General features: G+C 68.8%; 16 protein-coding genes. 8 read left to right on the top strand and 8 right to left on the bottom strand.

The genetic code is table 11. The features are described from left to right. Positions 1–10: 10 nt before the first annotated feature. The 6 genes from F3I62_RS00580 to F3I62_RS00605 all read right to left on the bottom strand — a co-directional run bounded on the left by F3I62_RS00580 (position 11) and on the right by F3I62_RS00605 (position 6002). Positions 11–1246, bottom strand: a complete 1236-nt coding sequence (locus F3I62_RS00580) for a heme biosynthesis HemY N-terminal domain-containing protein (protein ID WP_160487754.1) — start codon at positions 1244–1246, stop codon at positions 11–13. Further along, the gene (locus F3I62_RS20460; RefSeq protein ID WP_372240062.1) at positions 1243–2352 is read right to left on the bottom strand and encodes a uroporphyrinogen-III C-methyltransferase; all 1110 of its coding nucleotides are present in this window, start codon (positions 2350–2352) and stop codon (positions 1243–1245) included. Before F3I62_RS20460 ends, F3I62_RS00580 begins: the two co-directional genes overlap by 4 nt. A 16-nt stretch (positions 2353–2368) precedes the next feature. Further along, a complete protein-coding gene (locus tag F3I62_RS00590) occupies positions 2369–3151 on the bottom strand; it encodes a uroporphyrinogen-III synthase (RefSeq protein ID WP_160487755.1) in 783 nt (260 codons plus the stop codon). Beyond that, the gene (gene hemC, locus F3I62_RS00595; protein WP_160488412.1) at positions 3148–4089 is read right to left on the bottom strand and encodes a hydroxymethylbilane synthase; all 942 of its coding nucleotides are present in this window, start codon (positions 4087–4089) and stop codon (positions 3148–3150) included. The genes F3I62_RS00590 and hemC overlap by 4 nt, the downstream gene beginning before the upstream one ends. 87 nt (positions 4090–4176) lie before the next feature. Then, positions 4177–4923 carry a LytTR family DNA-binding domain-containing protein gene (locus F3I62_RS00600; RefSeq protein ID WP_160487756.1) on the bottom strand — a complete coding sequence of 249 codons (747 nt, stop codon included), beginning with the start codon at positions 4921–4923 and terminating at the stop codon, positions 4177–4179. After that, entirely contained in the window at positions 4920–6002 is a 1083-nt protein-coding gene (locus F3I62_RS00605) for a sensor histidine kinase (RefSeq protein ID WP_160487757.1), read from the bottom strand. The genes F3I62_RS00600 and F3I62_RS00605 overlap by 4 nt, the downstream gene beginning before the upstream one ends. 358 nt (positions 6003–6360) lie before the next feature. Here F3I62_RS00605 and argH point away from each other — a divergent pair, with 358 nt between their 5' ends. The 6 genes from argH to F3I62_RS00635 all read left to right on the top strand — a co-directional run bounded on the left by argH (position 6361) and on the right by F3I62_RS00635 (position 12705). Beyond that, a complete protein-coding gene (gene argH, locus F3I62_RS00610) occupies positions 6361–7755 on the top strand; it encodes an argininosuccinate lyase (RefSeq protein ID WP_160487758.1) in 1395 nt (464 codons plus the stop codon). 58 nt (positions 7756–7813) lie between these two features. Next, on the top strand, positions 7814–8293 hold the full coding sequence (locus F3I62_RS00615) for a GNAT family N-acetyltransferase (RefSeq protein WP_160487759.1): 480 nt from the start codon (positions 7814–7816) through the stop codon (positions 8291–8293). 20 nt (positions 8294–8313) lie between these two features. Then, positions 8314–8589 carry a hypothetical protein gene (locus F3I62_RS00620; RefSeq protein WP_160487760.1) on the top strand — a complete coding sequence of 92 codons (276 nt, stop codon included), beginning with the start codon at positions 8314–8316 and terminating at the stop codon, positions 8587–8589. Between the two features lie 163 nt (positions 8590–8752). Continuing rightward, the gene (locus tag F3I62_RS00625) at positions 8753–8995 is read left to right on the top strand and encodes a TIGR02647 family protein (protein WP_160487761.1); all 243 of its coding nucleotides are present in this window, start codon (positions 8753–8755) and stop codon (positions 8993–8995) included. 146 nt (positions 8996–9141) lie between these two features. After that, the gene (locus tag F3I62_RS00630; protein WP_160487762.1) at positions 9142–11994 is read left to right on the top strand and encodes a class I adenylate cyclase; all 2853 of its coding nucleotides are present in this window, start codon (positions 9142–9144) and stop codon (positions 11992–11994) included. An 18-nt stretch (positions 11995–12012) separates the two neighbouring features. Beyond that, entirely contained in the window at positions 12013–12705 is a 693-nt protein-coding gene (locus F3I62_RS00635) for a hypothetical protein (protein ID WP_160487763.1), read from the top strand. 18 nt (positions 12706–12723) lie between these two features. Here F3I62_RS00635 and F3I62_RS00640 read toward each other — a convergent pair whose 3' ends face one another. Next, positions 12724–13524: a lipase family protein gene (locus tag F3I62_RS00640; RefSeq protein ID WP_160487764.1), complete on the bottom strand. Its 801-nt coding sequence runs from the start codon at positions 13522–13524 to the stop codon at positions 12724–12726. A gap of 185 nt (positions 13525–13709) precedes the next feature. On the opposite strand from F3I62_RS00640, the gene F3I62_RS00645 reads away from it, so the two are divergent. Both F3I62_RS00645 and F3I62_RS00650 read left to right on the top strand, forming a co-directional pair. Beyond that, positions 13710–13895, top strand: a complete 186-nt coding sequence (locus F3I62_RS00645) for a hypothetical protein (RefSeq protein WP_160487765.1) — start codon at positions 13710–13712, stop codon at positions 13893–13895. 6 nt (positions 13896–13901) lie between these two features. Beyond that, positions 13902–14153: a hypothetical protein gene (locus tag F3I62_RS00650; protein WP_160487766.1), complete on the top strand. Its 252-nt coding sequence runs from the start codon at positions 13902–13904 to the stop codon at positions 14151–14153. 1 nt (position 14154) lies between these two features. Here F3I62_RS00650 and rnk read toward each other — a convergent pair whose 3' ends face one another. After that, positions 14155–14562, bottom strand: coding sequence for a nucleoside diphosphate kinase regulator (rnk, locus tag F3I62_RS00655; protein ID WP_160487767.1), 408 nt, complete (start codon positions 14560–14562; stop codon positions 14155–14157). Positions 14563–14646 lie beyond the last annotated feature (84 nt).

Genomic DNA, 14646 nt, shown 5'->3' on the forward strand with positions numbered 1-14646 from the left:
GCCGCACCGCTCAGCCGTGGGCGGGCTGGGGCAGCTGCGGCAACGCCTGGGCGAGCAGGCCGAGGCTTTCCTGCAGCAGCCGGTTGCTCTGCTGCAGATCGCCCTGGTGCGCCAGCAGCCGCGCCAGCTCGGCACAGGTTTCCGCGCTGCGGGAGAACTCCAGGCTGATCTCGAAATACTCGCGCGCCTTGCCCCACAGATTGTTCTGCAGGCACAGACGGCCCAGGCTGAGCAGCAGCACCGGATCCTGCGGGTGCTGCTTGAGCAGCCCTTCGGCGGTCTGCAGCTGGCGCAGCGGATCGCGCCCGCGGAGCATGCCGTAGCGACGCACCAGGCGGCTGTCGTAGCCCTGCTTGAGCGCCTTGCGCAGCACCTCCTCGGCTTCTTCCTGGGCGCCCAGGGCATGCAGCTGAAGGGCATAGGCGAGAACCAGCTCAGGCTCGCCACGCTGCGCCGAAGACAGCTGTTGCCAGGCACTGCTCAGCGGCTGCAGGGCCGTCTCGCCCTGGTTCAACCCGGCCTCGCCGGCGGCCTGCAGGCGCCCGCACCAGACCCGGCGTTCCAGCTCGGCCAGCTGCTCGCTCGGCAGGACCTTGCCCTTGCGCAGTTCGGGCAGCAGGTCGAGCAGCGCCGACCAGTCCTCCCGCGCCAGCAACAGGCTCTGCAGCTGGCGCAGGACCTGACGGTGCTGCGGATGGCGCTGGCGCATCACCTGCAGGGTTTCCAGGGCGGCAGCCGCCTCGCCACGGGCCTGTTGCAGCTCGGCATGGGTCAGGGCGATCGCCAGTTCGGCCTGCGGCTGGCGCTGCAGGGCACGTTCGAGGAACGCGTCGCTCTGCTCGTGGTCGCCCAGCTGCTGCGCCGCGCGGGCCGCGCCGAGGTAATACATCAACGGCTGCGGCTCGCCCTCGGCGGCCCGCTGCAGGTGGCGCACCGCGCGCTCCCAGCGGCCTTCGGCGAGGTCCAGCAGGCCCTTGTCGGCCGCCAGCTGCTGACGCTTGCCGTGGTTGCGCCGCGACCAGGGATTGAGCAGGCCGCCGGAGACATTGAGCAGGCGCCACAGCCAGCGCAGTCCGCGCACCAGCAGCCAGGCCAGCAGCACCAGCAGGAGGAACACCCACAGGCTGGACTCGTAGCGGAAGTTCTTCCAGGCGATCAGCACGTAGCCGCTGTGCTCGACGATCGCCAGGCCTAGCAGGGTGGCGCCGGTCACCGCCAGGAGCAGCAGGAGAATGGCGCGGATCATTGCCCGGCCTCCTCGGCATCCACCGCTTCCGGCAGCAGCTCACGGGCCTCGCGCTGCTTGAGGTAGGCCTGCAGGGTGTTCAGCGCGCCATCCAGGCTGGGCAACTGGCTGACCACCGGCAGTTCGCTCAGCTCGCCGATGCGCTGCTGCATGGCCTTGACCGCCTGGTTGTCGCGGTCGAAATAGTTGCCTAGCACGTTTTCGGCGGAGGCCAGCGCCTGCTTGTAGACGTCCGCCTGGCCATTCAGTGCGCCCCACTGCGCCTGCTCCAGGGTCAGGGCCAGGGTCAGCCGCACCTGGGCCAGGCTCTGCCCGGCCAGCAGCGGACGCACGTCCTGGTCGGCCTGCAGGTCGAGGCGCACATAGCGCGACAGCTGCGCCCACAGGTCGGCCCAGCGGCTGCTGTCGCTGGCACTTGCCGCCGTCGGTACCTCGACCGGCAGGATGTATTCGGGGGCCAGCATCTGCAGCTGGTCGACCTGGCCGCGCAAGGCCGCTAGTTGCAGGAACAGGCCGCTGCGATCGACCTGCGGCAGGCTGCGCAGGGCTTCCAGCACCTTGATCAGTTCGCCGCGGGCGGCGAAGGCCTGCGGATCGTCCTGGGCCTGGAGGATGGTGTCGGCGCCCTGCACCAGCGCCGTGGCGCTGTTGACGTCCTGCAGCGCGGTGAGGCGCAGCATGGCCAGGCGCAGCAGGTGCTCGGCCTCGGCCAGGCGCCAGTCTTCGCGGCTCTTGCCGAGCAGGCCGGCGAGGTTGCGCGCCAGGCGCTGCTGGTCGCCCTGCAGGCTGACCAGCAGATCGCGCTGGGTCGCCAGCTGGTCTGCCGTGGGCAGGCCCTGCAGGCGCCTGGCCACGTCCGCCTGGCTCTGTTCCAGCTGCAGGCGGGTCGCCTCGCCGACCTGCTGCAGCTGGGTCAGCTGCTGCGCGGCCTGGTCCCGTTGCAGGTACAGCTGCCAGCTGCTCCAGCCGCCGGCGGCCAGGCCGGCGGCGCCGACCAGCAAGGCCAGTGCGGCCAGGCCGCGGCCCCTCGGTTTGGCAGCCACGGATGCCGGCTGACGGGAAACGTCCGGGGTGGGTTCGCTGATCTGCGGGGCTGTTTCGCTCACATGTCCATCCTTTGCATCAGAGGGTCGGCGCCGGGCTTGCGCGCAAGGCCGCCAGAACAGCCGCAGCACTGGCGCCGCGACAATCGATAGGGTGCAGGGCGCCGGCCGCGCGGGCCAGGGCGGCCACTCGCGGGCTGGGCACCAGCAAGGGTAGCCGAGCCAGCTCCGGCCAGGCAGCCCCGGCCAGTTGCTGCAGGTGTTCGAGGCTCTGCGCACTGCTGACCAGCAGGGCGTTCAACCGTTCCCCGCGCACCCGCTGCAGCAGGCTGCCGGCCGGGTAGGACGGCAGCACGCGGCGATACAGCTGCAGATAGTCGACGCGCGCGCCGCGGCCACGCAAGGTCTCGGCCAGCAGTTCGCGCCCGCCTTCGCCACGCAGGATCAGCACCCGCGGGTTCGGCACGGCCAGCGCCCGTTCGAGGTCGGCCAGGGCCAGCAGGGCCTCGCTGTCATCGCCCGTAGCCGGGTAAGTGGCACGCAGGCCGTGGGGCGCCAGGTAATCATCGAGGATCTGCGCGGTGGCCGCGCCGACGCTGAACCAGCGCGGGCCGGCCGGCGGCCTGGGCCAGTCACCCCGGAGCCGTTCCAGGCCCAGGCGGGCGGCCGGCTTGCTGACGACGATCACCGCGCAGTAGCCGTCCAGTTCGCGCAGCAGGGTGCGCTGCTCGGCGGTTTCTTCCAGGGCCTCGATCTCCAGCAGCGGCAGGCTGCTGCTGTACACGCCGGCGGCGCCCAGCGTTGCCGCCAGGGCCGCATTCTCGGCGGCCGGGCGGGTCAGCAGCAGGCGCCAGCCCGTCACTCGGCCGCGGCCTCGCCGTACACCGCCTTGAGGATCTCGGCGGCACCCTGCGCCAGCAGCTGCTCGGCCACCTGCACGCCGAGCAGCTCGGCCTGGGCCCGCGGCGCACGGGCCTCGGCACGCAGCAGCTGGCCGCCGTCGGGCTGGCCGACCAGGCCGCGCAGCCACAGCTGATCGCCTTCGAGCAGGGCGTAGCAGGCGATCGGCACCTGGCAACCGCCATTCAGGTGCTTGTTCAGCGCCCGCTCGGCAGTCACCCGGTCGGCGCTATCGACATGGTGCAGGGGCGCCAGCAGCGCCTGCACGTCGCTGTCGGCACTGCGGCACTCGATGCCCACGGCGCCCTGACCGCCGGCCGGCAGGCTGTCCTCGGCACTGATCGAGGAACGGATGCGCGCCGCGAAACCGAGGCGGATCAGCCCGGCGGCGGCGAGGATGATGGCGTCGTACTCGCCGGCATCCAGCTTGGCCAGGCGGGTGTTGACGTTGCCACGCAGGAACTGGATCTTCAGGTCCGGGCGGCGCGCCAGCAGCTGGGCCTGGCGGCGCAGGCTGGAGGTGCCGACCACGCTGCCGGGCGGCAGCGCGTCGAGGCTGGCGAAGCGGTTGGAGACGAAGGCATCGCGCGGGTCTTCCCGTTCGCAGATGCAGAACAGGCCGAGGCCGGCGGGGAAGTCCATCGGCACATCCTTCATCGAATGCACGGCGATGTCCGCCTCGTTCTCCAGCAGGGCGGTTTCCAGTTCCTTGACGAACAGGCCCTTGCCGCCGATTTTCGCCAGCGGTGCATCGAGCAGCTTGTCGCCGCGACTGACCATCGGCACCAGGCTGACCCTGAGGCCGGGATGCGCCTGTTCCAGGCGCGCCTTGACGTATTCGGCCTGCCACAGGGCCAGGGCACTCTTGCGGGTAGCAATGCGGATTTCGCGGGACATGATCACTTCCGGAAACTGAACTGCCGGGAATGATAACAGGCTGCGCCGGCTCTGGCCGGCGCCGGATTGCCGCGCCCGGGCAATCCGCTGCTAGAGGTTGTGCATCAGCTTGCGCACGCCGGCGACATGCCGGCGGCTGACGGTCAGGGCTTCGCCGCCCATGCCCTTGAGGAACAGCTGGAAATGCCCCAGCGGCGTGCGCTGCAGGCGCTCGATGCGCTCGCGCGAGACCAGGGCATTGCGGTGGATGCGCACGAAGCGCTCGCCGAACTCGTCTTCCAGCGCCTTCAGCGGCTCGTCCAGCAGCACTTCGCCACCCTCGTGGCGCAGGGTCACGTACTTGTGGTCGGCGATGAAGAAGATCACGTGCTCCAGCGGAATCAGCTCGATGCCCTTGCGCGTGCGCGCACTGATATGGCTGCGCGGGCCGGCGCCATTGGCGCCGGCCGGGCGGGTCAGCGCGGCGAGCTGCACCCGGTTGGGCCGCTCGGCCTTCTTCAGCGCGGCCGCCAGGGCCTCGGGGCGCACCGGCTTGACCAGGTAGCCGACGGCGCTGACGTCGAAGGCCTCCAGGGCGAATTCGTCGTGGGCGGTACAGAAGATCACCGCCGGCGGGGCCTCGCGCTCGCACAGCTTGGCGGCCACCTGCAGGCCATCGAGGCCGGGCATGCGGATGTCCAGCAGCACCACGTCGGGCTTCAGGCTGTCGATCAGGGCCAAGGCCTCTTCGCCATTGCTGGCCGCGGGTTCGAGGACACGATAACCCTCGAGTTCGCCAACCAGTCGGCTGAGGCGCTCGCGGGCAAGGGGTTCGTCATCGACAATCAGCACATTCATATTGCTCTGGCTTCCTGCGTGAGTCTCGCACAAGGATAGCGTAGACAGGTGAAGTGGCGCCCGTCACGGCGATCCACGCTAAGACTTGCGCGCGGCCCGAAAAGTGCCGCCAGACGCGCGTCTATATTCACCAACGCCTGCTGGGTGCCGCGCGACGGTTGTCGCTCGGCGCCCTCGTCATAGGGGTTGCTCACACAGAGCTGGAACACCCCGTCTTCATACTGCGCCTCTACCCGCACCAGGCCACCTTCGATGCGCGGCTGGATGCCATAGATCAGGGCATTTTCCAGCAGCGGCTGCAAGGTCAATTGCGGAATCGGCAAATCATCCGGTACTGCGTCCACCTGCCAATCCAACTGTAGCCGGTCGCCGAGCCGGTATTGCTCGATCGACAAATATCTTCGCGCCAGCTCCAGCTCCTCGCGCCAGGGCACCAGGGTGCCGGGCTTGGCCAGGCTGGCGCGGAACAGGTCGGAAAGGTCGAGCACCGCCTGCTCGGCCTTGAACGGATCGACCACCACCAGGCTGGCGATGCTGTTCAGGCTGTTGAACAGGAAGTGCGGGCGGATCCGCGCCTGCAGAGCCTCGATCCGTGCGCGCAGCTCGGCCTGCTGTTGCCTGCGCCACTGGCTCTGTAAGTAAAAGTAGCGCAACAACAGGGCCGACATGATCAGGCTGATCAAGGCATGGCGCAGATACAGGTTGACCTCGCCATTGCGCGGCAGCGGTCCGCCCAGCTCGAAGTAGTCCGCCACCGCGGTGCAGGCCAGGGCCAGGCCGACCACGATGGCGCAGCACAGGGTGCCGGCCACGGCCGCGCGCAGGCTGGCCAGCAGCGGGCGCAGGCGACACAGCAGGCCGGCCGAGAGCAGCACGATCCACTGCACGAACAGCGAGGTCATGGCCAGGCGCACCCAGTTGAAGCCCGGCTGCATGGGCTCGGACAGCACCAGCACCAGCACCAGCAGCTCGGCAAGCAGCACCATGCTCAGCAGTGCCTCGGGCAGGCACAGCTCCGGCAGGAAAAAATCGTCGTCCGCGGCCAGGGTACGGCCCTTGTTGAACCAGTTGATTTGCATCCCGGCAGTTTCCTTGTCCGCCCGCCAACCGGCAAGCCAGAGCGCTGCGGGCGAACGAAATTAGGGGTCCAAGTGGCTTGCCGAGTGCAAAACTGTGAGCCCGGCGACATTTTCCTAGAACCTGTTTACGATCTTTTGAGCTAGAGCCAGGCAAGGCGAGATTGGGCGAGGGCGCGGAGTTTACGAGCTGTAAATGAGCAACCCGAGCCCGATTTCAACGCAGCATGGCCGACGATCAAGAGATCGTAGACAGGTTCTCCGAGCAGGGTAGAGCCTCGGCTTTCCTAGCAAGGCTGTTATTATCGGCACACTTTACCGTTCCGCAGGCAACGCGCCTGCCTTTCCCGCGAGTTCCGCCATGAGCACCGAGAAAACCAACCAGTCCTGGGGCGGCCGCTTCAGCGAGCCGGTCGATGCCTTCGTCGCCCGTTTCACCGCCTCCGTCGAGTTCGACAAGCGTCTGTATCGCCACGACATCATGGGCTCGATCGCCCACGCCACCATGCTGGCCAAGGTCGGCGTGCTGACCCTGGAGGAGCGCGACGCCATCGAGGCCGGTCTCAAGCAGATCCAGGCGGAGATCGAAGCCGGCCAGTTCGACTGGCGCGTCGACCTGGAAGACGTGCACATGAACATCGAGGCGCGCCTGACCGACCGCATCGGCGTCACCGGCAAGAAGCTGCACACCGGGCGTAGCCGCAACGATCAGGTGGCCACCGACATCCGCCTGTGGCTGCGCGACGAGATCGACCTGATCCTGGCCGAAGTCACCCGCCTGCAGCAGGGCCTGCTCGGCCTGGCCGCGGCCGAAGCCGACACCATCATGCCCGGCTTCACCCACCTGCAGACCGCCCAGCCGGTGACCTTCGGCCATCACCTGCTGGCCTGGTTCGAGATGCTCAGCCGCGACTACGAGCGCCTGGTCGACTGCCGCAAGCGGGTCAACCGCATGCCGCTGGGCTCGGCCGCCCTGGCCGGCACCACCTACCCGATCGCCCGCGAGATCACCGCCGAGCTGCTGGGCTTCGACGCCGTGGGCGGCAACTCGCTGGACGGCGTGTCCGATCGCGACTTCGCCATCGAATTCTGCGCCGCCGCCTCGCTGGCGATGATGCACCTGTCGCGCTTCTCCGAAGAGCTGGTGCTGTGGACCTCCGCGCAGTTCCAGTTCATCGACCTGCCGGACCGCTTCTGCACCGGTTCCTCGATCATGCCGCAGAAGAAGAACCCGGACGTGCCGGAGCTGGTACGCGGCAAGACCGGCCGCGTGTTCGGCGCCCTGACTGGCCTGCTGACCCTGATGAAGGGCCAGCCGCTGGCGTACAACAAGGACAACCAGGAAGACAAGGAACCGCTGTTCGACGCCGCCGACACCCTGCGCGACTCGCTGCGCGCCTTCGCCGACATGGTCCCGGCGATCAAGCCCAAGCGCGAGATCATGCGCGAGGCGGCACGCCGCGGCTTCTCCACCGCCACCGACCTGGCCGACTACCTAGTGCGCAAGGGCCTGCCGTTCCGCGACTGCCACGAGATCGTCGGCCACGCGGTGAAATACGGCGTCGACAGCGGCAAGGACCTGGCCGAGATGAGCCTGGACGAGCTGCGCCAGTTCAGCGACAAGATCGAAGGCGACGTGTTCGCCGTGCTGACCCTGGAAGGCTCGGTCAACGCCCGCGACCATATCGGCGGCACCGCGCCGAACCAGGTGCGCGCCGCCGTGGCCCGCGGCCAGCAACTGCTGGCCGGCCGCTGAGCCCACGGCCTGCGGGGGCGCCGAACGGCGCAGCCGCAGGCCCCGAATGGAACGCCAGATGCCCCTGCATATCCGCCCCGCCACCAGCGACGACGCCGCACTGATCCTGCGCCTGATCACCGACCTGGCCATCTACGAGAAGGCCGAGCACGAAGTCAAAACCGACGTCGCCGGCATCCAGGCCAGCCTGTTCGGTGCCGGCAGCACTGCCCATGCGCTGATCTGCGAGCGCGATGGCCAGCCGATCGGCTACGCCGTGTACTTCTTCAACTACTCGACCTGGCTGGGCCAGCACGGCCTGTACCTGGAAGACCTGTACATCAGCCCCGAACAGCGTGGCGGCGGTGCCGGCAAGGCGCTGCTGCGGCACCTGGCGCAACTCGCCGTGAGCCGAGGCTGCGGCCGCTTCGAATGGGCGGTGCTGGACTGGAACCAGCCGGCCATCGACTTCTACCTATCGTTCGGCGCCAAGCCGCAGGACGAGTGGACCACCTACCGCCTGACCGGCCAGGCCCTGCGGGACTTCGCCGCCGGCTGAGCGGCCCAGAGGGAATCACCATGAGCGAGCACGACGAGCACGACGAAGAAGCCTTCGCCGAACAGACCCTGATCCAGGCCATCGAGAACCAGCTGGAGGCAGACAACCCGCCCGCGGCCAAGGCCACCCTGAACAAGCTGACCCTGGTCGGCTACGAGCGCGAGGAGATCCTCCAGCTCATGGCCCTGGTGCTGGCCCACGAGATCGACGCCATGCTGCGCGACGACCGCCCGTTCGATAGCGCCTGGTACGAACAGGCCCTGCGCGCCCTGCCGGAGCTGCCGGGCGAGGACTGAAACCGGCCTGGATGCCCAGCAGGTTTCGACCGGGGCATGCGCCAGATCAAGCGCAATCGCCTCTATCGGCAGATACTCACTCGGTGGCAGCATGAGCAGACGGCAGACTGAAACCTGCCCGCTACACTGCACATTGGCCCCCTCACAAGACCCCGGAGTCCTTATGGCCTACACCCCCGATTTGGTTGCCGAGCTGGAAATCCTCGCGCTGTACAACCTGGACAACGTGCAAGAAGGCATCAAGGTGCACAACACCGCCACCCCGAAAGCCCAGGCGGCGATCACCCGCCTGCACCAGAAAGGCCTGGTGACCCAGGCCGACGGCGGCTACCTGACCAGCCTCGGCCTGGATGCCGCGGAACATGCCCAGGCCCTGCTGACCATCCTCCACCCGCAAACCGCCTGACCCGCCTGCGTCGGCGGGTCGCCACGCGCACCCGCCGCCACCCGCCCCTACAGCCCCCCAGCCGACTGCCGATACAGCGAGCAAGGCCCCTGCCGCACGACCGCGCCGGCTGGTAGGCTTGCCTTCTCCACCGCTTCGAGCAGTACATGACGCGCACCCAGGAAATCCGCCCGGACATCAATGACGGCATCGACCGCAAGGTGCTGGCGCAGCTGCGTGCGCGCTTCCTGAAGATCAACGACGGGCGCCTGGCGCGGGCCATGCAGGCGCTGTCCACGCGCCAGCAGCTGGTACTCCGGCTGCTGCCGCTGCTGCTGCACGTGAACCACCCGCTGCTCCCCGGCTATGTGTCCGGCACCACCCCGGCCGGGCTGTGCGGCTTCGAGCCGAGCGACGAACTGCTCGCCGAGGCCACTCGCCTGACCCGCTCCTTCACCTACAAGCCGCGCCGCGGCAAGCCGGCGCTGCCGATCCACGGCCTGTTCCTGATGGGCAGCCTGGGCACCGTGGCCCAGGCCGAGCAGAGCGACATGGACCTGTGGCTGTGCCACGCGCCGGACCTGGACGCCCAGGCCCTGCACGAGCTGCGCAAGAAGTGCGACCTGCTGGAAGCCTGGGCCGCCACCCTGGGCGCCGAGGCGCACTTCTTCCTGGTCGACCCGGCACGCTTCACCGCCGGCGACCGCGAAGACGCCCAGCTGACCTCCGACGACTGCGGCACCACCCAGCACTACCTGCTGCTCGACGAGTTCTACCGCACGGCGATCTGGCTCGGCGGGCGCACACCGCTGTGGTGGCTGGTGCCGGTGTACGAGGAGGCCAACTACGCGGCCTACACCCACGCCCTGCTGAACAAGCGCTTCATCCGCGCCGACGAGGTGCTCGACCTCGGCCACCTGGCGCGCATCCCGCCGGGCGAGTTCATCGGCGCCGGCATGTGGCAGCTGTTCAAGGGCATCGAGTCGCCCTACAAGTCGGTGCTCAAGCTGCTGCTCACCGAGGTCTACGCCAGCGAGCACCCGCGGGTGGAATGCCTGAGCCTGCGCTTCAAGCAGGCGGTGTTCGCCAACCGTCTCGACCTCGACGAGCTGGATGCCTACATCATGGTCTACCGGCGCCTGGAGGAGTACCTCACCGGCCGCGGCGAGCTGGAACGCCTGGAGCTGATCCGCCGCTGCCTGTACCTCAAGGTCAACAAGAAGCTCAGCAGCCCGCCGCGCAACCGCGCCAAGAGCTGGCAGCGCCTGCTGTTCGAGCGCCTGACCGGCGAATGGCGCTGGAGCCAGCGCGAACTGGCGATGCTCGACAGCCGCAGCCAGTGGAAGGTGCGCCAGGTCAGCGCCGAACGCCGCGCGCTGGTCAACGAGCTGACCTACAGCTACCGCTTTCTCTCCCAGTTCGCCCGCAGCGAGCAGACCGGCAACCCGCTCAACAGCCGCGACCTCGGCGTGCTCGGCCGGCGCCTGTACGCCGCCTTCGAACGCAAGGCCGGCAAGATCGAGTTCATCAACCCGGGGATAGCCCCCGACCTGGCCGAAGACACCCTGACCCTGGTCCACAGCAGCGGCGCCGAGAGCGGCGGGGAAACCCAGTGGGCGCTGTACAACGGCAGCCTGACCGGCCAGGAATGGCCGGACTTCGCCCCGCTGAAACGCGCCCGCGAGCTGATCGAACTGCTCGCCTGGTGCCACCGCAACGGCGTGATCGACAGCAGCACGCGCCTGTCGCTGCACCCCGGCAGCAGCGACCTGAGCGAATTCGAGCTGTCCAACCTGCTCGCCAGCCTGCAACAGAGTCTGCCGCTACCGCTGCCGCCGGTGGCCGAAGCGGCCCTGCTGCGTGGCGCCGAGCCGGCCGAGGTGCTGCTGCTGATCAACGTCGGCCTCGACCCACTGAAGGCGCACAGCCAGCTCAACGTGCACATGACCAGCGGGCGCACCGACTCGCTGGGCTACTCGGGGGTGCGCGACAACCTGGTGCTGACCCTCGACCAGGTCAGCCTGAACAGCTGGAACGAGCTGCTGGTCAGCCGCTACGACGGCCCCAACGCCCTGCTCGACTGCCTGCGCGACTACCTCAACGCCCTGCCGGCCGACGGCCGCCGGCCGCGCCTGCGGGTCCGCTGCTTCTGTCGCAACCGCGCCAACGCCATTGCCCAGCGCGTCGAGGAGCTGTTCCAGGATGTCCTGGCCAGCCTCGCCAGCCATCGCCACAGCCGCTATCTGCTGCAGGTGCAGCAGCGTTACCACGTGCTCGAGCTGCAGCCGGGCCAGGTCAGCCACGCCGCCCTGAGCGACCTGCCGATGCTGGTCGAGCACCTCGGCGAGGAGCAGGCCGACTACAGCCCGCTGCAGGTCGACCGCTATGCCCTGGAAGGCGAGGACCTGGCGCTGATCCTGGCGCAGGGCCGGCCGGCGTGCATCCAGGTGTTCTACCGCCTGGACGGTGCGCAGGCCGAACTCAGCGTGCTCGACGAACACAATGCGCTGTGGCGCCAGCGCCTGCCGTACCGCGACGAGCAGAGCCTGCTCACCCCGCTGCAGCGCTTCCTGCAGTCGGTGCTGTACCGGCGCAACGCCCTGCTGCCACTGGACGACCCGCTGCCGCCGGACGCCCTGGACGTGCTCTATTACGAGGTGCTGCCGGCAGCGCCGCAGCGCGCCCGTCAGCTCGAGCGCCGGGCGCCGCCGCAGGCGCCGGTGAGCCACCCGTTCTACGACGTGCAGGCCATCGTCGAGCCGACCGAGCCGGCCCGCGTGCACGTCACCCTGTACTGCAACCACCGCGAGTTTTCCGAACTGGAATACGGCGCCGACCTGTTCGCCGCGGTGGCCCGGCATATCCTCGCCCAGCGCCGCGAGGCCGAGCGCTATCCCTGCTACATCACCGACCTGGACCTGTCGCGCATTCTCGGCGAAGGCCAGGCGCAGACCATCCACTACCTGCGCTATAAAGCCGAACTGGAAAGCGCGCTGAACCGCGCCCTGCAAAACGCCTGACACGGCAAGGATGCCCCGATGACTGTCACCACCACCCAATTCGGCGCGGCCGCCCTCGGCGGCGGCTACTGGCTGTGGCGCAAGCTGCGCGGCCGGCAACGCGACGAATTCATCGCCGCCTTCGAGTTTCCAGAGCGCCTGCGCAGCAGGCTGCTGGAGCGCTACCCGCACCTCACCCCGACGCAGACCGGCCAGGTGCTGCGCGGCCTGCGCGAATACTTCCAGCTGTGCCGCCTGGCCGAGCGGCGCATGGTCGCCATGCCCTCGCAGGCGGTGGATGTGGCCTGGCACGAGTTCATCCTCTACACCCGCCAGTACCGGGCGTTCTGCCGCAAGGGCCTGGGACGCTTCCTGCACCATGTGCCCAACGACGCCATGCCCAACGCCCGCGCCGCCAGCGACGGCATTCGCCGGGCCTGGCGCCTGGCCTGCCTGCGCGAAGGGCTGGCGCCGCAAGCCCCGGCCAAGCTGCCCATGCTGTTCGCCCTGGATGCCGAGCTGGGGATCGCCGATGGCTTTCACTACCGCCTGAACTGCGGCGCCACGCCCGGCAGCTACCAGGCTGGCGATGCCTACTGCGCCAGCCATATCGGCTGCGGCTCGGGTTGTGCCGGGGGCGGTGGCGGCGACTCCGCTTCCTCCTCCAGTGCGGAGGGCGGCGGCAGTGACGGTGGCGGCTGTGGCGGGGGTTGCGGCGGGGGCGGCGACTGAAACGCCGCGCCCGGCACTTCAGCTGCTCATCGGCGCCTGCGGGTGCTGCAGGGCATACAGGTAGCTGCCCGGCAGGCTGTGATTGGCCGCCACGCTGGCATAGCTGGCGGTAAAGCTCACCGCCAGTCCCAGGTGCTGGTACAGCCAGTCGCCGGTCACCGCCGGCGGCACTTCGGGCACCAGGTCGCTGTCGTTGACCACGCGGAAGGTCGCGATGCCCAGGTCATTGTAGCGGGCGGCGAAATCCGGCGCCGCCAGGCGCGGGCTGGCGAAGTTGTAGTGTTGCAGGGGCTGGTCGGGCCAGCGCTCGTGCAGGTCGAGCACCGCCATGCTGCTCAGGGCGCAACCCAGGCTGTGCCCGCAGACCCACAGCGGCCCCCGCGGCTGCAGGCTGTCGAGGGCCGCCAGGGCCAGGTCGCGCAGCGAGCCGTAGAGCTTGAGGAAACCGTCGTGCACCTTGCCGCGGCCGTCCTGCCAGGGCCAGTCGCGCTGGTCGGCATCCAGGTCATCCAGCCAGTCGTGCAGCGACTCGGTGCCGCGCAGCACCAGGTAGGTCTCGCCCTGGTCGTTGCTGGCGGCAAAGCCGAACGGCTCCGATTCGTTGATGAACGCCAGCTCGCTGAGGATGCTCCACACCGGCGCGGAGAAGTGCCAGCCCGGCATGCGCGGCGGACTCCAGTGGAAATCCTGCGGCCGATGCGGCTGGCCCTGGGCCTGCCACTGCTGGTACTGGGCATAGGCCTGCTCGACCAGGTTGGCGCAGAGCACGGCGCGCTCGAGGGAAAACGCGGTGGGAAAGTACAGGGGTAGGCTGGACATGCTGGGCCTCCTTGCCGGCGGGATGCTTTCAGACTCTAGTCCAGAGACCGGCTAATGGGCGGAGAGTTCGGCCGGCCCGGACGAACAATCGATACTACTGATATCTACTACGCAGATTCGGCATTATTCAATCGATTCGTTTTGAGTGAACCTGTCGCCATTCACCCCGGCGCAGGAATCCAGCCATGCCCCACTCCCTCGCACAGCACACCAGCAGCGGCCTCCTGGCCGGCCTGGGGCTCTGCGCCATAGGCGCCAGCGTCGTGCTGGCCCTGGGCCTGAACCTCGACCACGCCCTGCCCGCAAGCAACACCGCAGGCCTGCCGGAGCTGGCGCGCGGCCTGCTCGCCAGCATCCGCATCGGGGGCTAGGCGAACATGCACCTTTCGACCAGACGAACCCTCCTGCTGGCGGCCCTGCTGGCCCTCAGCAACGCGCCGGCGCTGGCCGGCAAAGGCGCGGTGGTCGGCGGCGGCGTGGCCCGCACCATCGAGTGCAACCAGAGCCTGGCGCGCCAGCTGCAGCTCGACGAACGCCTCAAGCGCCTGCCGGGCAACCCGCCGGACCGCGGCCGGCAGCACTTCGCCGCGCTCTTCGACCTGCGCAGCCTGAACTGCCCGTGCGCCTGACTCAGCGGCTGTATTCGCCCGCAGCCTCCGGCTGGTACTCGACGGCCAGCAGGGTCAGCTTGAGCGTCTTGCCGCTGGGTGCCGGCCAATCGATATGCTGGCCGACCGTCAGGCCGAGCAGCGCACAGCCGACCGGGGCGAGGATCGACACCGTGCCTTCGCCACCGGCGTCCTGCGGGTAGACCAGGGTCAGGTGGTAGTCCTTGCCGCTGCTCTCCTCGCGGCAATGCACCCGCGAGTTCATCGTCACCACGCCGGCCGGCACCTCCGCGTGACCGACGACCTGCGCTCGCGCCAGCTCTGTTTCCAGCGCCTGGGCCGTCGGGCCGAAGTCCTCCAGACTGTCGAGCAGGCGCTCCAGGCGCTGCAGGTCGAGACGGGTAATGGTGATGGCTGGGGTGCTGCTCATGGCGCTGGGCTATCTCCTGCTGGGGCCAGAAAAGCAAAACCCCGCCCGAAGGCAGGGTTTTGCGAAGTAGGCAACGACCGTAAC

Source organism: Pseudomonas sp. R-28-1W-6 (assembly GCF_009799925.1).
In the GTDB taxonomy this organism is placed as follows: Bacteria; Pseudomonadota; Gammaproteobacteria; order Pseudomonadales; family Pseudomonadaceae; genus Aquipseudomonas.